Origin of the sequence: Spirillospora sp. NPDC048819 (assembly GCF_040650055.1) — a bacterium.
Taxonomy (GTDB): domain Bacteria; phylum Actinomycetota; class Actinomycetes; order Streptosporangiales; family Streptosporangiaceae; genus Spirillospora.
In genome coordinates this window covers 46,405-64,122 of sequence record NZ_JBEZGN010000035.1, presented here as the reverse complement: position 1 = coordinate 64,122, position 17,718 = coordinate 46,405, and the positions used below count along the sequence as shown (strand labels likewise).

General features: G+C 71.8%; 22 protein-coding genes. 6 read left to right on the top strand and 16 right to left on the bottom strand.

From position 1 onward, the window contains the following. Positions 1-17: 17 nt before the first annotated feature. From AB0C35_RS35045 to clpS, 12 genes are all read right to left on the bottom strand, one after another. A complete protein-coding gene (locus AB0C35_RS35045; RefSeq protein WP_358465788.1) occupies positions 18-767 on the bottom strand; it encodes an MBL fold metallo-hydrolase in 750 nt (249 codons plus the stop codon). 29 nt (positions 768-796) lie between these two features. Further along, positions 797-1,636, bottom strand: a complete 840-nt coding sequence (murI, locus tag AB0C35_RS35040) for a glutamate racemase (protein WP_358465786.1) — start codon at positions 1,634-1,636, stop codon at positions 797-799. 192 nt (positions 1,637-1,828) lie between these two features. Beyond that, on the bottom strand, positions 1,829-2,620 hold the full coding sequence (locus AB0C35_RS35035; RefSeq protein WP_358465784.1) for a thioesterase family protein: 792 nt from the start codon (positions 2,618-2,620) through the stop codon (positions 1,829-1,831). A gap of 152 nt (positions 2,621-2,772) precedes the next feature. Continuing rightward, on the bottom strand, positions 2,773-3,720 hold the full coding sequence (locus AB0C35_RS35030) for a cysteine synthase (protein ID WP_358465782.1): 948 nt from the start codon (positions 3,718-3,720) through the stop codon (positions 2,773-2,775). A gap of 21 nt (positions 3,721-3,741) precedes the next feature. Then, positions 3,742-4,014 (bottom strand): MoaD/ThiS family protein, encoded by a 273-nt coding sequence (locus tag AB0C35_RS35025; protein WP_358465780.1) that lies wholly within the window; start codon positions 4,012-4,014, stop codon positions 3,742-3,744. A 95-nt stretch (positions 4,015-4,109) separates the two neighbouring features. Further along, positions 4,110-4,244: a hypothetical protein gene (locus AB0C35_RS35020; protein WP_358465778.1), complete on the bottom strand. Its 135-nt coding sequence runs from the start codon at positions 4,242-4,244 to the stop codon at positions 4,110-4,112. 64 nt (positions 4,245-4,308) lie between these two features. Then, entirely contained in the window at positions 4,309-4,728 is a 420-nt protein-coding gene (locus AB0C35_RS35015) for a M67 family metallopeptidase (RefSeq protein WP_358465776.1), read from the bottom strand. Between the two features lie 44 nt (positions 4,729-4,772). Further along, on the bottom strand, positions 4,773-5,750 hold the full coding sequence (locus AB0C35_RS35010; protein WP_358465774.1) for a sensor histidine kinase: 978 nt from the start codon (positions 5,748-5,750) through the stop codon (positions 4,773-4,775). Next, positions 5,747-6,592, bottom strand: a complete 846-nt coding sequence (locus tag AB0C35_RS35005; protein WP_358465772.1) for an MEDS domain-containing protein — start codon at positions 6,590-6,592, stop codon at positions 5,747-5,749. The genes AB0C35_RS35010 and AB0C35_RS35005 overlap by 4 nt, the downstream gene beginning before the upstream one ends. A gap of 27 nt (positions 6,593-6,619) precedes the next feature. Further along, positions 6,620-7,537: an MEDS domain-containing protein gene (locus tag AB0C35_RS35000; RefSeq protein WP_358465770.1), complete on the bottom strand. Its 918-nt coding sequence runs from the start codon at positions 7,535-7,537 to the stop codon at positions 6,620-6,622. Positions 7,538-7,672: 135 nt separating this feature from the next. Continuing rightward, the gene (locus AB0C35_RS34995) at positions 7,673-8,200 is read right to left on the bottom strand and encodes a DUF2017 domain-containing protein (protein ID WP_358465768.1); all 528 of its coding nucleotides are present in this window, start codon (positions 8,198-8,200) and stop codon (positions 7,673-7,675) included. Positions 8,201-8,221: 21 nt separating this feature from the next. Next, the gene (clpS, locus tag AB0C35_RS34990) at positions 8,222-8,518 is read right to left on the bottom strand and encodes an ATP-dependent Clp protease adapter ClpS (RefSeq protein WP_358465895.1); all 297 of its coding nucleotides are present in this window, start codon (positions 8,516-8,518) and stop codon (positions 8,222-8,224) included. Between the two features lie 134 nt (positions 8,519-8,652). On the opposite strand from clpS, the gene AB0C35_RS34985 reads away from it, so the two are divergent. From AB0C35_RS34985 to AB0C35_RS34965, 5 genes are all read left to right on the top strand, one after another. Then, a complete protein-coding gene (locus AB0C35_RS34985; protein WP_358465766.1) occupies positions 8,653-9,972 on the top strand; it encodes a nicotinate phosphoribosyltransferase in 1,320 nt (439 codons plus the stop codon). A 91-nt stretch (positions 9,973-10,063) separates the two neighbouring features. Beyond that, positions 10,064-10,645: an isochorismatase family protein gene (locus AB0C35_RS34980; RefSeq protein ID WP_358465764.1), complete on the top strand. Its 582-nt coding sequence runs from the start codon at positions 10,064-10,066 to the stop codon at positions 10,643-10,645. A gap of 2 nt (positions 10,646-10,647) precedes the next feature. Next, on the top strand, positions 10,648-11,199 hold the full coding sequence (locus AB0C35_RS34975; protein ID WP_358465762.1) for a gluconokinase: 552 nt from the start codon (positions 10,648-10,650) through the stop codon (positions 11,197-11,199). 165 nt (positions 11,200-11,364) lie between these two features. Further along, positions 11,365-11,925, top strand: a complete 561-nt coding sequence (locus AB0C35_RS34970; RefSeq protein WP_358465760.1) for a Uma2 family endonuclease — start codon at positions 11,365-11,367, stop codon at positions 11,923-11,925. A 162-nt stretch (positions 11,926-12,087) separates the two neighbouring features. Beyond that, the gene (locus tag AB0C35_RS34965; RefSeq protein ID WP_358465758.1) at positions 12,088-12,354 is read left to right on the top strand and encodes a hypothetical protein; all 267 of its coding nucleotides are present in this window, start codon (positions 12,088-12,090) and stop codon (positions 12,352-12,354) included. Between the two features lie 575 nt (positions 12,355-12,929). Here the strand turns inward: AB0C35_RS34965 and AB0C35_RS34960 are convergent. The 4 genes from AB0C35_RS34960 to AB0C35_RS34945 form a co-directional block, all read right to left on the bottom strand. Then, entirely contained in the window at positions 12,930-14,672 is a 1,743-nt protein-coding gene (locus AB0C35_RS34960; RefSeq protein WP_358465893.1) for a DEAD/DEAH box helicase, read from the bottom strand. Between the two features lie 36 nt (positions 14,673-14,708). After that, positions 14,709-15,533 carry a zinc metalloprotease gene (locus AB0C35_RS34955; protein ID WP_358465756.1) on the bottom strand — a complete coding sequence of 275 codons (825 nt, stop codon included), beginning with the start codon at positions 15,531-15,533 and terminating at the stop codon, positions 14,709-14,711. 348 nt (positions 15,534-15,881) lie between these two features. Beyond that, positions 15,882-16,145 carry a DUF3039 domain-containing protein gene (locus tag AB0C35_RS34950; RefSeq protein WP_358465754.1) on the bottom strand — a complete coding sequence of 88 codons (264 nt, stop codon included), beginning with the start codon at positions 16,143-16,145 and terminating at the stop codon, positions 15,882-15,884. A gap of 10 nt (positions 16,146-16,155) precedes the next feature. Continuing rightward, complete coding sequence (locus AB0C35_RS34945) at positions 16,156-16,731, bottom strand: YqgE/AlgH family protein (protein ID WP_358465752.1); 576 nt, start codon at positions 16,729-16,731, stop codon at positions 16,156-16,158. 168 nt (positions 16,732-16,899) lie between these two features. On the opposite strand from AB0C35_RS34945, the gene AB0C35_RS34940 reads away from it, so the two are divergent. Beyond that, positions 16,900-17,523 (top strand): hypothetical protein, encoded by a 624-nt coding sequence (locus AB0C35_RS34940; RefSeq protein WP_358465750.1) that lies wholly within the window; start codon positions 16,900-16,902, stop codon positions 17,521-17,523. The last annotated feature ends 195 nt before the right edge of the window (positions 17,524-17,718 follow it).

The window sequence follows — 17,718 nt, the reverse complement described above, 5'->3', positions numbered from 1 at the left end:
CTCCACCCTAGCGGGACTCACAGGGTGTACTGGGCGCCCACGCGGGCCAGCTCGATGTCGCCGTCGTAGCCGCTGGCCTTGGCCTCCTTGAGCGAGAGGTCCGTGTCGTTCCACGGCACCAGGTGGGTGAGGACGAGCCGTCCGACGCCGGCGCGGGCGGCGTGCTCACCGGCCTCGCGGGCGGTCAGGTGCAGCTCGGACGGCAGGCCGGGACCTTCCAGGAAGGACGCCTCGCACAGGAACAGGTCGGCGCCGGTCGCCAGCTCGACCAGCGTGTCGGACACGCCGGTGTCGCCCGAGTAGGCGAGGGTCCTGCCGCCGTGCTCGATGCGGAACGCGTACGCCTCGACGGGATGCGGCATGAGCGCGGTCGTCACGCGGAACGGTCCGATGTCGTAGGGGCCGGAGCGCAGGTCACGGAAGTCGAACGTCCCGGACATGCCCGGGTCGGGGTCGAGGTCGTAGGCCCGCGCCATCCGCGCCGCGGTGCCGGCGGGGCCGTGCACCGGGATCGGCGGCGGCGGGCCGCCCGGACGGTACGTGCGCGCCACCCAGTATCCGCACAGGTCCAGGCAGTGGTCGGCGTGCAGGTGCGAGATGCAGACGGCGTCGATCTCGTACAGCGAGCGGAACCGCTGCAGCGACCCGAGCGCCCCGTTGCCGAGATCGAGCACCAGCGCGAAACCGTCCGCCTCGATCAGGTAGCTGGACGCGGGGCTGTCCGGCCCCGGGAAACTGCCGGAGCAGCCGATCACAGTGACCCGCACGCTCAACTCCTCCTTTGGTCCCCGAGGAATCAGGTCGTCAGTGCCTTGTTCTGCGCCGTCTCCACCGAGTCGATCTCCGGTCCGAGGAACCGGCGGCCGAGTTCGGCGAACACGGCGGGGTCCCCGGTGGCGCGGAACCGGTGCCGCGGCCGGGGCGTCGCCCCGGCGCGGGAAAGCCCCCGATCGTGGAGCACGCGATACACGTCCTTGGCGGTCTCGTCGGCGCTTGACACCAGTGTGACCCCGTCTCCCACGACATACGAGATGACGCCGGTCAGCAGTGGGTAATGCGTGCAGCCGAGGATGAGGGTGTCGCATCCGGCGTCCACGATCGGGCGGAGATAGCCGCGGGCCGCGTCCAGCAGGTCGCCGCCCATCGTCACGCCCGCCTCGACGAACTCGACGAAGCGGGGGCAGGCCGCGCTGACCAGCTCGATGTGCGGGGCCGCGGCGAACGCGTCGTCGTAGGCGCGGCTGTTCACGGTGGCCTCGGTGGCGATCAGCCCGACCCGCCCGTTGGACGTGGCGCGGGCCGCGCGCCGGGTGGCGGGGTTGATGACCTCGACCACCGGGACGTCGTAGCGTTCGCGGGCGTCGCGCAGCATCGCCGAGCTGGCGCTGTTGCAGGCGATCACCAGCATCTTCACGCCCTCGTCGACGAGCCGGTCGAGCATCTCCAGGGCGAAGGCGCGGACCTCGGCGATGGGACGCGGCCCGTACGGCTGGCGGGCCGAGTCCCCCAGGTAGACGATCGGCTCGTTCGGGAGCTGGTCGAGGATGGCGCGTGCGACGGTGAGCCCGCCGAACCCGCTGTCGAAAATCCCGATGGGGTCGTCTGGGAGGCCGTCCCCCCGGGATGCTGCTGACATGGTGCACAAGGCTAAGCGAGAAGGCCCCGCGCGGGTACGTCATGCGTTGGACATCACACCGTCACATGCCGGAAAACCGCCCAGTTCACACCGTGTGCGTGTGATCCGGATGCGAAGCGGGGCGAAACGCCGGTGAATCCCAAGTTCGAGCGCGACCGAACCGGGGGCGTCCCCCACAGGGAATGGCTCGCTTCAGGAGCGGGTGCGGGGCACTCGGGCTATCTGCCGGCTCTGGGCGACGAGCCTGCCGGCGGAGTCCCAGACCTCGACCTCCTCGTCGAACCAGCCGTCGGCGAGCAGCCGGCCGGTGCCGTGCACGGCCAGCCAGCCGGGCGCCGGCACGGCCCGCATGTGCCAGGTGAGTTCGACGGTCGGGGCCCACCCCTGCAGGCCGAGGTTGAGGGCGACGGGCGGGAGCGCGTCCACCGCGAGCGCGAGGGAGTAGGCGTCGATCGCGTAGTCGTCGCGGTGCCGGAACCAGCCGCGGACCTCGGGGCGGCCGCTCGGCTGCCCGTCCAGCCAGCCCATCGTCGACCGGTCGAAGCGCATGTCGACGTTGTCGGCGAAACCGCCGCCCGCCGGGGGCCGGAAGTCGGTGCACTCCTCCAGCGGAGGTATCGGCGGGGGCGCGGCGCCGGCCCAGTCGGGTTCGGCGGCGGCGTCGAGGGTGCCGGTGGTGATCAGGGCGTCCACGATCGGGCGGCCGTCCTGGACGAGGGTGACCCGCGACGCGGCGGCCGTGCGGCCCTCCTTGCGGGACTCGACGATCACCTCGGCGGGGCCCGCCTTGGCGACCCGGTGGAAGCCCGCCGCGGTCGAGACGGTGTGCGCGTGCGGGGAGGCGTCGACGGCGGCGCGGCCGAGCACGGCCATGAGGTAGCCGCCGTTCATGGCCTCGCCGATGCCGTAGCCGGCGTCCAGGACGGTCTCGTACCGGCCCTCGTCGACCTGCTTGACCGCGGTCGCCTCGCCGAACCCGCTCATCCGCACACTCCTGCGTCCTGCCGTGCCGCGGGGATCGTCCACCCGTCCGGCACGGTTCTAGAATCACGTTCGAAAACGCACTCTACCGTGCCGGACGGAACACCGGCCCGATCAGGGCACCGCCACGGAGCCGCCCCGCGCGTCCAGGGGCGTCAGGCCCAGAGCTGCCCTTCGAGCCGGGCCTCCGCCTCCTCCAGCGTCCCGCCGTACGCGCCGGTGGACAGGTACTTCCACCCGCCGTCGGCGATCACGAAGACGATGTCGGCACGCTCACCCGCTTTGACCGCCTTCGCCGCCATCCCGAGCGCCGCGTGCAGCGCGCCGCCGGTCGAGATGCCCGCGAAGATGCCCTCCTGCTCCAGCAGTTCGCGGGTGCGGCGCAGCGCGTCCCCCGACGTGACGGAGAACCGGGTGGTCAGCACCGACTCGTCGTACAGCTCCGGGATGAAGCCCTCGTCGATGTTGCGCAGCCCGTACACCAGGTCCCCGTACCGGGGCTCCGCCGCGACGATCTTCACGTCCGGCACCCGCTCGCGCAGGAACCGGCCGACGCCCATCAGCGTGCCCGTGGTGCCGAGCCCGGCGACGAAGTGCGTCACCGTCGGCAGGTCGTCCAGGATCTCCGGGCCGGTCGTCTCATAGTGCGCGAGGGCGTTGGCCTCGTTGCCGTACTGGTAGAGCATCACCCAGTCGGGGTTCTCCTCCGCCAGCCCCTTCGCCACCCGGACGGCCTCGTTCGAGCCGCCCGCCGCCGGGGAGGAGATGATCCGCGCGCCCCACATCTCCAGCAGCTGGCGGCGCTCGGCGGAGGTGTTCTCCGGCATCACGCACACCATCTCGTAGCCGCGCAGCTTCGCGACCATGGCCAGCGAGATGCCGGTGTTGCCGGACGTCGGCTCCAGGATCGTGCAGCCCGGCGTCAGCAGCCCCTCCTTCTCCGCCTTCTCGATCATGAAGAAGGCGGGCCGGTCCTTGACCGAGCCGGTGGGGTTGCGGTCCTCGAGCTTGGCCCAGAGCCGGACGTCGGCGCCCGGCGAAAGCCGCGGCAGGCCGACCAGCGGCGTGCGGCCGAGCGAGTCCAGCAGCGAGTCGAAACGCATGGTGCCGCCGCCCAGCCCGGCTCAGCCGCCGGCTACGGCCGGGAGGATGGTGACGCTGTCGCCGTCGGCGACCTGCGTCTCCAGGCCGCCGAGGAAGCGCACGTCCTCGTCGTTCAGGTAGACGTTGACGAACCTGCGCAGGCCCTTGTCGTCCACCAGGCGGCCGCGCAGGCCGGCGTGGCGCGAGTCCAGGTCGGTGAACAGCTCGTCCAGCGTGCCGCCCTTGCCCTCGACGGCCTTCGCGCCGTCGGTGAGGTTGCGCAGGATCGTCGGGATGCGGACCTCGATCGCCATCGCGGTGATCTCTCCTTCTACGTCGTACGGGGGCTTCCCGCCCTCTGCGTCACAACCGGGCGGGGAGCGGAATGATTCCGGGCGGGATCAGCGCGTCAGCGACAGTCGTAGACGACCTCGGCGCGCGAATGCCCGAACAGGAAGCTCTGTACGGGTGGCACCGCGGCGGAACCGGCGCGGCGCCGGGTCGCCGGCGACCCGCCGCCCGTCCCGTGCCCGCTCGTCCGCATGCCGCCAGTTTACCGGCCGCGACCCGGCCGTTCTTTGCCGACCCGTGCCGGGCCCGCGCCGCCGCTACGCGTCGTAGGCGTCGACGACGGCGACCTCTTCCTCGGTGACCTCGCCGTCCACGATCCGGAACGACCGGAACTCGGTGTCGTCGTCCTCGCGGGTGGAGACGAGCACGTAGTGGGCGTTCGGCTCCGAGGCGTAGGAGATGTCGGTGCGCGACGGGTACGCCTCGGTGGAGGTGTGCGAGTGGTAGATGACCACCGGCTCCTCGTCCCGGTCGTCCATCTCCCGCCACACCTTGAGCTGCTCGTGGGAGTCGAACCGGTAGAACGTCGGGGACCGCTCGGCGTTGACCATCGCGACGTACCGGACGGGCCGGTCCGAGCCGATGGGGCCGGCGATGACGCCGCAGGCCTCGTCGGGATGGTCGGCGCGCGCATGCGCGACGATCTTCTCGACCAGGGCACGCTCGATCGTCAGCATGGTCCGAAGGCTACCGGGCGCCGCGGCCCGCGCGGGCCGCGGCCTCAGGCCAGCCTGACGTGGAGGCGGAGCTGGGTGCCGCGGGAGCCCGAGCGGATCTCCACGATGTGGCACAGCCGCCGGACCGCCCACATCTCGGCGTCGTGCCCCGGGCCGCCCGGCGGCTCGTAGCCGGCGAAACGGCCGGTCAGGATGCGCGCCGGGTCGGTGATGTCGCAGATCAGCTCGCCGCCCTCCGCCCACACCCACAGCGAGCCGCGCCCGCCGCCGTCCCGGACGATGCCGGTGGCGACCTCGTTCGCCGCCAGCACGAACGGGAGCGTGCGCTCCTCCGGCAGCCCGAGCCTGCGCGCCTCGGCGGACAGGAATTCCCGCAGCGCCGGGAGCCCGCCCGTCGCGAACGACCTGCGGGCGGCCGTCGCCGGCGGCGGAGGCAGCGGCCCCGCGTCGCACTCGGCGCAGAACTCGGCGGGGCCGGTGAACCGCCCGGCGGGCGCCGCGCCGTCCGGGCCGGCCAGCTCGGGATGGGTGCGCGCCGCGGCGTCCAGCACGTGCGCGGGAAGCGCCGCCCTGTCGTAGGCGCACATGATCTGGGTGGGGGTGCCGGCGAACACGACGTTCAGCAGCGCGTCGTGCCGCTTCCACTCCCGCGTCTCCAGCGGTGTCAGGCCGTCCCAGACCGGCTCGGCCAGCAGCCGCAGCCGCCCGCGCGGCCACCAGTCGGCGCGCGCCCGGTCGTGGCAGGAGGCCAGCGCGTGCATCGGGCCGCGGAACCACTCCGCCGCGTCGATGAACTCGATCTTCGCGGCGGTCTCGGAGCCGAGCTGCTCGCGCAGGGCCGCCGCCACCGGCGGTGCGGCGATCACGACGACGGCGTCGCCCGCGCGCCGCCCCGCGCGCAGGAACGGCACGGCGGTCAGCAGGAACTCGCGCCTCGACCCGTACAGCAGTGCCCGGTGGGCGAGAACGTCCCCGCCGGTCTGTGCGGGAACCCCGGGACGCAGGGCGCTCCGCTCGGTCATACGGCCGCCTCCGCGACGATTCCGGGCGCGGTGTCCCAGCCGGACGCGCGCAGCATCAGCTCCATGCAGCCGGGCATCGACCGCAGGATCACCTGCCGGTCGAGCACGGTGCTCGTCTGGTTGGCGCGGATCAGGGCGCGCAGGCCGTCCAGGTCGCAGAAGTCGAGGCCGGACAGGTCCAGGCAGAGGTGCGCGGCGTCGTCGAAGTCGCGCAGCGCCTCGACCAGCGCGGGCAGGGTCGACTCGTCGATCGCGCCGGACAGCCGCAGGCCGGGCGGCGCGAACAGCGGGACGATCGTCAGCACGCCGTCGTCGAAGACGGCGTCGGCGCCGGCCCGTCCGCCGTGGTGGTCCTCCACCTCGCGCAGGTGGCCGCCCGCGAACCAGCGGCGGTCGTACTGGCACAGCGCCATCGCGGGACGGCCCGGCCGGGTGACGGCCCGGTGGACGGCGTCCTCGAACACCGTGAAGCGCTCCGAGCCGGGCCAGCCGCGCAGGGCGGGCGACGCCTCGGCCGTGACCCGCACCCCCGGGTGGCCGCGCGCGAGGGCGGACTCGATCACGGCGTCGAGATCGGCCTCGGCGGTGGGCAGTACGACCAGGCGGCCATCGCCGAGCGCGACCCCGAAGCCGTCGCGGAGCCGTCCCTCGGCGGCGCCGGCGGGCTCGGCGTCCACCAGGTAGACCAGGGCGTGCCCGGCGCGCAGGCCGTCGTTGAGGAACGCCGTCAGGACGGCGTGCCGCTCCTCGTGGTTGACGTAGGCGAGGCAGAGGTGATCGCCGGCCCGCATCTCACCGACCGGTGTTGCGGGCTCGCCGGACCTGGCCTGCTCGGGAGCCATGCGACCTCCTCCGTGGCGCCGGTGCCGTCAGCGTGAGCGGGGCTCGACGGAGATGCCCGGGACGTTGACGAGGCCCTCGTCGCGGAGCCGGTCGTGAAGGGCGGGCGGCACCGCCCGCAGCAGCAGCCCGTGGCCGCGGCCGGGACGGTCCGCGCCGGTCAGCAGGCGCAGCCCCGCCGCGTCGCAGGCGGTGACGCCGCCGAGGTCGAGGCAGAGCAGGCCCGTCCGGGTCGTGATCGACGCCAGGACCTTCTCGGCGGCCGGAAGGGTCGACCCGTCGATGATCCCGGCCAGCTCCGCGCCCGGCGGGGTGAAGATCGGCGTGATGCGCAGCGAGCCGTCGTCGTGGTAGTCGTCGACGCGGACGCGCCCCATGTGCCGGGTCTCGACCTCCGCCAGCCGCGCGTCGTCGAACCAGCGCCGGTCGAACTGGCAGACCGCCATCGCCTTCACGTCGGTGGTCATGAAGGCGTCGTCGAGCATCTGCTCGAACTGGCCGAACTGCTCGGTGCCCGGCCAGCGGCGCAGCGAGAACCTCGCCTCGCCCGCGATCCGCACGCCCGCGTAGCCCTGGACGTGCGCGAGGTCGATCTCCGTGGCGATCAGCTCGATGCTCTCGGCCGGGTCGAACCGGCCGCTCGCGAGGAAGGTCTCCTCGGCGGTCCGCACGACGAGCTGCCCGGCCTCCATCGCGGCGGCGAGATCGGCATGCCGGTCCCCCGGGTCGGGTGCGGTGACGTCGTCGCCGGACAGCAGCCAGTCGAGCACGTCCGGCGCGGGAACGCCGTCGGAGATGTAGACGACCTTGTGGGCGTCGCGGACGCCGTCGCGGGCGTAGGCGGCCATGATCGACCGCCGCTCCTCGTCGTTGTCGTAGAGCAGGGCGAGATGGTCGCCCAGCGCCATCGTGCCCACCGGCTTCGCGCGGGTGCGCAGTATCGACATGGCGGCCTCCGAACAGGTCTCAGGCCCGCCGGTACGGGCCTTGAACGCCCCGGAGATCCACGGTAACAACCGTCCGCACCGGCGTCCCGACAATCGGTAATGTCCGTTATGACCGAGAGTGGACGTCCGGGACGGTCACCAGAGAACGTGGACGAGGCCGTCCTGAAGCATCGTCAGCCAGTCGTAGGCCGCGAACATGGGCGTGCGGGGGTCGTCCGGGTCCATGGCCCCCGCCTCCTCGTACCACTCCTCGGTGATGTCCAGCCGGGTGCCCAGCGCCAGCCGGACGTCGTTCAGCGCCCGCAGCCAAGCCTGCGCCTGCTTCTCGTCCAGGACGATCACCGACCCCGCACCGCCCAGCGATGCCAGGACGGTCTCGGCGGCCTCGCGCTTGCCGTCGCGCAACCCCATCTCGGTGTACCGGCGGAACTCGCCCGCGGCCTCGCCGTCGTCGCGGTAGGCGTCCGGGAACAGCCGCGCGAGGACCGGGTCGTCCGGCTTCTCGGCGTTCTCGGTGATGCCCATAGAGGCCAGTTCGTCGTCCCCGCCGGGCGCGTCGCCCAGCAGCGCGAGGAGCTGCTCCATCAGGGCGCGCATGAGCGCGATCTCCTCGGCCTCCAGCCGCACCCTGATGCCTGCGCGGGTCTTCTCCACATGACTCATCGGATCGCTCCGCCCACGGGCTCAGTCGTCCCGTTTCACGGTGGCCCACAGGCCGTAGGAATGCAGGATCTCCACATCCCGCTCCATCTCCTCGCGGGTGCCGTTGGCCACGACGGCACGCCCCTTGTGGTGCACGTCGAGCATCAGCTTCTCGGCCTTCGTCTTGGGATAGCCGAACACGGTCTGGAACACGTACGTGACGTACGACATCAGGTTGATCGGGTCGTTCCAGACGATGGCCAGCCAGGGCCGGTCGGCGCTCACGTCCTCCTCGACGTCCGGCCGCTCCAGTTCGACGGGTGCGGGCGCCGTGCTCATGGCGCTCATTCCGCGTCTCCCCCTCTCCGCGTGAAGTCGGTCCGCCCACCGCACCCGATGCTATGCGCCACTTCCCCGTCCGGGTGCGATGGCCCACACGACCATGGTGCCCAGAGTGGGCTTAGGGTTCCAATGTGGACCTTGGTGACGGTACGGCCCTGTTGACCGACCAGTACGAGTTGACCATGCTCCAGGCGGCGTTGCGCAGCGGAACGGCCGGCCGGCGCTCGGTGTTCGAAGTGTTCGCACGGAGCCTTCCCGCCGGCCGCCGGTACGGCGTCGTCGCCGGTACGGGACGGCTCCTGGACGCGATCGAGGCGTTCCGGTTCGAGCCCGCGCAGCTGGAGTTCCTGGCGTCGAACGGCATCGTGGACGAGCCCACACTGCAATGGCTGGAGAAGTACCGCTTCACCGGGAACGTCTGGGGTTACGCCGAGGGCGACTGCTACTTCCCGGAATCGCCGATCCTGGTCGTCGAGGGGACGTTCGGGGAGGCCGTCCTGCTGGAGACCCTCGCCCTGTCGATCCTCAACCACGACTGCGCGATCGCGTCCGCGGCGTCCCGGATGGTGCAGGCGGCGCAGGACCGTCCCATCATCGAGATGGGGTCGCGGCGCGCCCACGAGCGCGCCGCCGTGGCCTCCGCGCGCGCGGCCTACCTCGCGGGGTTCGCCACCACCTCCAACCTGGAGGCGGGCCGCCTGTACGGCGTGCCGACCGCCGGGACGAGCGCGCACTCGTTCACGCTCCTGCACGACAGCGAACGGCACGCGTTCGAAGCCCAGCTCGCCTCCCTCGGCGAGGGCACCACGCTCCTGGTCGACACCTACGACGTCGAACGGGCCGTCCGCACCGGCGTGGAACTCGCCGGGCCGGGCCTCGGCGCCGTCCGGCTCGACAGCGGCGACCTCGGCGTGCTGGCGCGCCGCGTCCGCGATCAGCTCGACGCGCTGGGCGCGCACGGCACGCGCATCGTGGTGACGGGCGATCTCGACGAGTACGGCATCGCGGCCCTCGCCGCGGCACCGGTGAACGGCTACGGCGTCGGGACGTCCCTGGTGACCGGCTCGGGCGCCCCGACGGCGTCGCTCGTCTACAAGCTCGTCGCCCGGTCGGACGGGCCCGACAAGGACGCCCCCATGCGCCCGGTGGCGAAACGCTCCACCGGCAAGCCGAGCCGTGGCGGCCGCAAGACGGCCGTCCGCCGCATCGACGGACACGGCGTCGCCTATGCCGAGACCGTCTCCACGGGGGAACCGGCCCCCGGCCCGCGCGACCGCGTCCTGCAGGTACCGCTGGTGCGCGACGGCGAGATCGTCGGACGCGAACCACTCGCCGAGACCAGGGAACGCCACGCGCGCGCGGTCGCGGAACTGCCGGCGACGGCGGTTCAGCTCTCCAAGGGCGAACCCGCCGTCCCCACCGAGTTCGTCAACGGCGGCCCACGCAGTTGAGCCCGAACCTTCGGGACCGGGTAGCGTCCCAGTTGTCTGGGCAAAAACCGTCTGGGCGAATCCGGAGGAGAAACCGGTACAGGGAGCGGTCATGGGCAAGAAGGCTCTGATCATCGTGGACGTGCAGAACGATTTCTGCGAGGGCGGATCACTCGCCGTCGGCGGCGGGGCGGACGTGGCCACGGCCATCTCCGGACACATGACCGGGCACCGGGACGAGTACCAGCACATCGTGGCGACCCGGGACTTCCACCTCGACCCCGGCGACCATTTCTCCGACGAACCCGACTTCGTCGACACGTGGCCGCCGCACTGCGTCATCGGCACCCCGGGCGCGGACTTCCACCCCAACCTGGCTCTCGCGCCCATCGAGGCCGTGTTCAGCAAGGGCCGCGAGACCGCCGCCTACAGCGGCTTCGAAGGCTCCTCCGACGACGAGACGCCCCTCGCGGACTGGCTCACCACCCGCGGCGTCGACACCGTCGACATCGTCGGCATCGCCACCGACCACTGCGTCCGCGCCACCGCCGTGGACGCCGCCCGCGCGGGCCTGCGCACCACCGTGCTGCTCGACCTCACCGCCGGGGTCAGCAAGCCCACCGTCGACCGGGCGCTGGACGAACTGGCACAGGAGGGGATCGTCCTGTCCGGTGCCCCCGTGGTGGCCGCCTGACCATGACGGAACACCGTGTCATCCTCATCGCCGGCGTGTCCGGCAGCGGCAAGACCACCATCGGGACCCTGCTCGCCGAACGCCTCGGCTGGGACTACGCCGAGGCCGACGCGTTCCACTCGCAGGCCAACATCGACAAGATGAGCTCGGGTCACGCGCTCACCGACGCCGACCGCCTCCCCTGGCTGCGCTCCATCGCCGCCTGGATCGACGACCGCCTCCGCACCGACCGCCCCGGCGTCGTCACCTGCTCCGCCCTCAAACGCAGATACCGCGACATTCTGGCGGGCGGCCGCCCGGAAGTCGCGATGGTGATGCTGGACGGCGACCGCGACACGATCGCCGCCCGCCTGAGGGCCCGCAAGGGCCACTTCTTCAGCGCCGACCTCCTGGACACCCAGTTCGCCGACCTGGAGCTCCCCGACCCGGACGAGGACGTCTTCACCACCCCCATCGACGGCACCCCGGAGGAGGCGGTCGCCCACATCATCGCCGCTCTCGGCCTCGCCCCCGCCGGCGCGGACCGCGGCGAGGCGGACCAGTCGTCCCAGTGACGGACGTGCTTCCGGGACCTGCGCACATCCGCGGCCAGTAGCGGTATCCGACCCCACTGGTGCGGGTAGAGCCGGGGCGAACCCGCACAACCGGCGCCACCGTAGGGGCCGGTGCTAAGTTGGTGAAACGACGCCACCACCGTTGAGCCCACGAGGAGACCTCCGATGACGGCGATGCCCGAAGAGCCGTCGTTCGTTCGTTACGACTTGCGTGAAGCGTTCGCCACGCTCGAGGTGATGCCGGGCTTCCGCGCCGAACTGGTGGATGGAGAAATCATCGTGTCACCGCCCCCGGACGGGCAGCACGAGACCGTCGTCGTCGCAGTCGACGACTGGGTGCGCGATGTTCACGGGCTGCGGTTGCACCGCAACCTGACGTTGATCAGTCCCGAGGGCGAGTACGTGCCCGATGGGATCGCCGCCCCAAAGGGCACATTCGCCGGACGTGAGTGGCACAGCAAGCCCGACGGCGTGGTGATGGTCTTGGAGGTCACCTCCGGTCGACGGGGGGAGCGCAAGGGCGCCGAGCGCGACCGCGGGCCCAAGCGCCGCGGGTATGCCGCGGCCGACATCCCGCTGTACCTGCTGATCGACCGGCTGGACGGCAAGGCCACGATTTTCTCCGAGCCGCGCGGCGACGACTACACGCACAGCACCTCAGTCGCCCTCGGCGAGGACCTGCCGATTCCAGCACCACTCGAAAGCATCCTGCCCACCGAACTCTGACGTCGCCCGCGCTGACGGCACCGGCACAGGGACCGGCGGCATCGACTCTCAGTGGCGGCGTTTGGCGGCCCATTCGCGGATCTTGGCGATGCGCTTGTGGATGTCGTCGGCGCTGGCATGGGCGGTGACTGGTTCCAGCTCCATCGGTACGGTGCGGATCGCGTGCTGCTGGTCGGCTTCGACGTCGAGGACGGCGAGACCAAGTTCGGCGGCGCGGCCGACGAGGTCGAGACCGATCTGCTCGCAGGGGCCCCCGGATGGTGGGCCGAAATCGTGCGCACCCGCCATCCCGGAGCATTCCTGGACGGCGCCGAATCCGACCCGATCACCCTCGTCTGCGGCTGGGACGGCAAGAATTGGACCAAGGCCATAGGCGCCCCCGACGCAACCCTCGTAGCCCAATGCCTCGAACTCGACGAAGACGCCTGAGGGGATCACATCCCGCCCGCATCAGTCGCGGACGTAGTAGTGCCCCAGCATGTCGTCGTAGCGTCCCGTCGGACGGCAGCAGCGGCGGAAAGCGCCGCCCGGACCCGCACGGGCAGGGGTCCTTGCCGCCGAGTTTCTCGATCAGCTCGGTGTCGACGCCGACCGTCCGGTCGCCGCGCTTGACCTTGGTCTCGCTAAGGGGAACCCCCGACGGCGCTTGCTGATCGGCTCAAAAGGACGTCTCGGCGTCGCGGTCGCGGTACATGACAGCCTCCTGTGCTCGGGAGTCGGCAGTGCAGACGGTAGAGCCGAGGGCACCCCGCACGCCACCGATTAACGGCCGCGCCGGGAGTCCCGGGCGCGGGATCGGGGCTGCCGGCGATGATGGCGGCTCAACCCGGGCGCGCCAGGTCGTGTCGTGCGAGGGTCGGCCGGCCGCCGCCGAGACGGCCTCGCGGCGCGTCGGCGCCTGCGGCATGCCGAGGCGGCGAAGCCGGGCCACCAGGCGCGCCCGTTCCTACCGCGCCGACACCTGGAACCGCGGTCGGCCGGTCACGGGCCGGCGCGGGCGGGCGTCAGTGGCGGCGTTTGGCGGCCCATTCGCGGATCTTGGCGATGCGCTTGTGGATGTCGTCGGCGCTGGCCTGGGCGATGACGGGGCCGCCGCACGCGGCGCGCAGCTCGGTGTGGATGACGCCGTGCGGCTTTCCGGTGCGGTGGTTCCACGCGCCGACGAGGCCGTTCAGCTCGCGGCGGAGGGCGGCGATGTCCTCGGCGGCGGTGCGGTCGGCCGAGGGATCACCCGTCTTGCGCCTGCGCTCCCCGGCGATCTGCTCCGCCTGCCGCTTGCGCAGCAGCGCCGACACCTGCGCGGGCTCCAGCAGGCCGGGGATGCCGAGGTACTCCTCCTCCTCGGCCGAGCCCGGCTGGGCGTGCATGCCGAACTCGCCGCCGTCGAAGAGCACGCGGTCGAACGTGGCGGACGCCTCGACCGTCTCGAACGGAAGCTCCTCGCCGACGTCGGGCGAGTCGTTCTCGCGGTTGGCCTCGGCGAGCAGCTCGTCGTCCAGGCCGTCCTCGCGGACCGGGCGGTCGAGGACGTGGTCGCGCTCGGTCTCCATCTCGGCGGCGTGCTCCATCAGCGTCGGCACCGACGGCAGGAAGACCGAGGCCGTCTCGCCGCGTCTGCGGGCGCGGACGAAACGGCCGATGGCCTGCGCGAAGAACAGCGGCGTGCTCGTGGAGGTCGCGTAGACGCCGACGGCGAGGCGCGGGATGTCGACGCCCTCGGACACCATCCGCACCGCGACCATCCAGCGGTCGTCGGTGTCGGCGAACCCCTTGATCTTCTTGGACGCGCCGGGATCGTCCGACAGCACGACCGTGGCGCCCTGGCCGGTGACGGCGCGCAGCATCTTGGCGTAGGCGCGGGCCGTCTCGTGGTCGGTGGCGATGACCAGGCCGCCGGCGTCGGGGATGACGCGGCGCAGCTCGGTGAGGCGGCGGTCGGCGGCCGCGATGACCTGCTTGATCCAGTCGCCCTTGGGGTCGAGCGCGGCGCGCCACGCCTGGGCGGTCTGGTCCTGGGTGAGGGGCTCGCCGAGCGTCGCGGTGATCTCGTCGCCCGCCCGGGTGCGCCAGCGCATCTCCCCCGCGTACGCCAGGAAGATCACCGGGCGGACGACGCCGTCGGCGAGGGCCGGGCCGTACCCGTAGGTGTAGTCGGCGCGGCTCCGCCTGACGCCGTCGGGCCCCTCGTCGTACTGGACGAACGGGATCGGGTTGATGTCGGTGCGGAACGGCGTGCCGGACAGCGCGACCCGCCGCGCCGCCGGCTCGAACGCCTCCCGGACGGCGTCGCCCCAGGACAGGCCGTCGCCCGCGTGGTGCACCTCGTCGAAGATGACCAGCGACTTGCGGGACTCGGTGCGGTTGCGGTGCAGCGCGGGACGCGCCGCCACGGTCGCGTAGGTGATGGCGACGCCGTGGAAGTCCTTGCCGACGGGCCCCTGCCCGTTCTGGTACTCCGGGTCGATCATGATGCCGACGCGGGACGCCGACTCGGCCCACTGCCGCTTGAGGTGCTCCGTGGGGCAGACGATCGTGATGGCCGAGATGACGCGGCGCTCCATCAGCTCGCGGGCGAGGCGGAGCGCGAACGTCGTCTTACCCGCGCCGGGCGTCGCGACGGTGAGGAAGTCGCGCGGGCCCGGCTGCCGGCCGTCCGCTCCGAAGTACGCCTCCAGCGCCTGTTGCTGCCAGGCGCGCAGGGACGACGCCGTCCCCCAGGCGGCCCGCTCGGGGAAGGCGGGAGGCATGCTCGATGCGGCGAAGGTGCTCACGGTCATCGAAGGCTACCGAGCCCCACCGACAGTTCGTGCCCCGGGCGCCTCACGTGTGCCGAGATCCACACTCCGGTGACCGCTCCGGCGGGACCGGTAGGCGGCCCAGGCGGCCCGGATGCGACGGCCCTGACCTGCGGTGAACTCCCGCATGCAGGCGTCGTGGGCGTAGTCCATGAAGTTGTGCACGGGATCACTGCCGCGCCTGGGACAGGTGTCCCGGGAGTGAGGACATCCTTGCGCCGGCCGCGCCTCGTACGGGGTGTCGGCCACCCCGTCCCCGGGTGAGAAGCAGCCGCCCTCGAACGTGTGGAAAAGGCCGAGCCAGTGCCCGATCTCGTGGACGGCCGTGTAACCGTGGTCGTACGGACCGAACGACCCGCCCGGCAGGCTCCGGTAGTCGACGACGACGCCGTCCATGCGCGGGTTCTCGCGGTACCACTGGGGGAACGTGGAGAAGCCCAGCACGTCCGTTCCCACGGCGGCGGTGTAGATGTTGAGCGTGCGACGCCCTCCCTTGCGCAGACGCCGCTTCATGGGGCTCTCGTATTTCCGCGGGTTGAGGAACCAGGCCGATTTGTCGGTGCGGTCGTAGCCGGTCAGGCGAAACCTGACGCGAGTGTCCGCGCCGCCCTTCTTGCCGCCGTACGCGGCGTTCAGCGTGGAGATCTGCCGGCGGACGTCCCTCTTGGACAGCCTGCCCTTGCGCCCGCTGTGGACGACGTGGAACCGCACCGGGACGACGACGCGCCGCGCTCTGCGCAGCGTCGAGTCGAGGCGTCGCTCGTCGGAAGTGCCGAACTGGCCGAGGAGCGTCCGCCGGAGATCGGCGAGCATGGAGACGACCTGGTCATGGCCGAGGTCGGCCCGGTCTCGCGGACGGCCCCCCGGATGAGACCTTCGCGCGACGGGATCCGGGACGCATCCGTCCGCCCGTCCCGCCGCCGGAGCGGCCCGCACCCGCGTCCGATCACCCACCGAACCCGGAACAGCACACACCGTAATCAGCAGTGCGCACACCGAAACCCCGGCCAACCGCCGCATTCATCCCCCGTATGTGTGAAGACACCGAAGTCCCGCGATCAGCGCCCCTCAGGGATCTCCCAGAGGTGGAACGCGACCGCGGGACCGCACGCGCGCACGCCGGAACGGGCGGCGCGCCATCAGCCGCCTCTCAGCGGCCGGTCACTCGTCGCCCTTGCCGCCGCCCGTCTTCATGGACTCGTAGATCTCCTTGCACTCCGGGCAGACCGGGTACTTCTTCGGATCCCGGTTCGGCACCCAGACCTTGCCGCACAGCGCGATCACCGGCGCGCCGGTCACCGCACTCTCGGTGATCTTCTGCTTCTTCACATAGTGCGCGAACCGCTCATGGTCGCCGTCACCGTGCGAGAGGTCGGGCCTGACATCAGTCTGGGTGTCGCCGTCGGGAAGGATCTTCGTACTCACGTCGTCCACCTTAGTTCAGCGTCGGGTCCTCGGGGAAAGTGGAGACGAACGCCAGGTCGCCGCCCTGCCTGCGCAGGACCTCCTGCCACAGCCGGTCCGGGTCGGCCGCGAAGACGTCCCCGGCCTCGGCCGGCACCAGATACCAGGAGCCGTCCTCGATCTCGGCGCGCAGCTGCCCGGCCGACCATCCGGCGTAACCCGCGAACACCCGCAGCTGCAGCAGCTCGGCCGCCAGCAGGCCCGGAGGGGCCTCCAGGTCGACGAGACCCACCCGGGAGACCTCGGCGCCGCCGTTCAGGGCGCGCCATCCGAGCGGCTCGTCCTCCCCCGGAAGGCGGGCCAGGGCCAGCGCGTTCTCCAGCGCGACCGGACCGCCCTGGAACACCACCGCCGGCCCGGTGACGAGCTCGGCCCACGGCGGCAGCACGCGGTCGACGGGGACCTCCGTCGGCCGGTTGAGGACAACGCCCAGCGTGCCGCCGTCGCCGTCGTGCTCGACAAGCAGGACGACGCTCCGCCGAAAATTGGGATCCTCCAGTTGGGGGGTCGCCACCAGCAGAAGCCCCACCCTGATGCCGTCTTCCATGGGTTCCATCATGCGTTGCGCGGACCTCCGGCGGCACGTCCCCCAGCTCGTTAGCCTGTTACGCATTCCTATCGATGGGGATATCGGCACCACAAGGACCTAGGTTAAGAATGATCTAGCAACATCGGCCACCCGCTTGGGACGCCCCGGCGGGCCGGGGAGGACAGCGTGCAGTTGCCCAGGGTCGTCATCGCCGCCGTGTTCTTCGTCATCGGGGCGCTCCTCCTGATCCCGATGCTGTTCGACTGGGGGTCATCGGCGTCACGCGCCTCCACCTCGGCCACCACGAGCCCCAGCCCGTCCGGGACGGCGACCTCGCCGTCGCCCGGCCCGTCCAAAACATCACCGGCGCCCGCGCAGCCCGTGACGGCCTCGATCGGGTCGGTCTCCTGCCCGGCCGGCACGGTGAAGGTCACGGTCCGCAACACCGGGAAGCGGAACGAGGACTTCGGGGTCGAGAAGAACGACGGCAGCGCCGCCATCCCCGGCCAGATCCGGGCGAACTCGACCCGGTCGGTGGCCGTCGAGGTCCGCGAGGACCGCCGCACCCGCATCACCGTCAACTGGGCCAACAAGCGGATCGAGAGCAAGACGGTGAAGGCGAACTGCGAGAAGGCCGGCGCCGCACCGACCAAGACCCCGCCGGAGGAACTGCCCCACACCGGGCCCGACGCCGTCCTGTGGGCACGCGGCGCGACCGGCGTCGCCATCATCGTCACCGGCGCGATCATCTTCTGGTACGGCGGCATCTGGCCCCGCCGCCGCGACCAGATCTTCCCCGAGAAGCGCTAGCCCAGGGGGGCGACCCCCTGGAACCCCCGTTGCGAGCCGGTCGATCCTCACGACACGGTTTCGGTTGCTGTGACCGTCTCGGTCTGCCTCGTGTCGCTGCGGTCGCCCGGCTCGGCGGGTCGTGCGACCTCCGGCGCCTGGGGCGCCTCCGGCCGCACGACCCGTGCCGTGATAGTCCAGGGGGCGTTCTCCCAG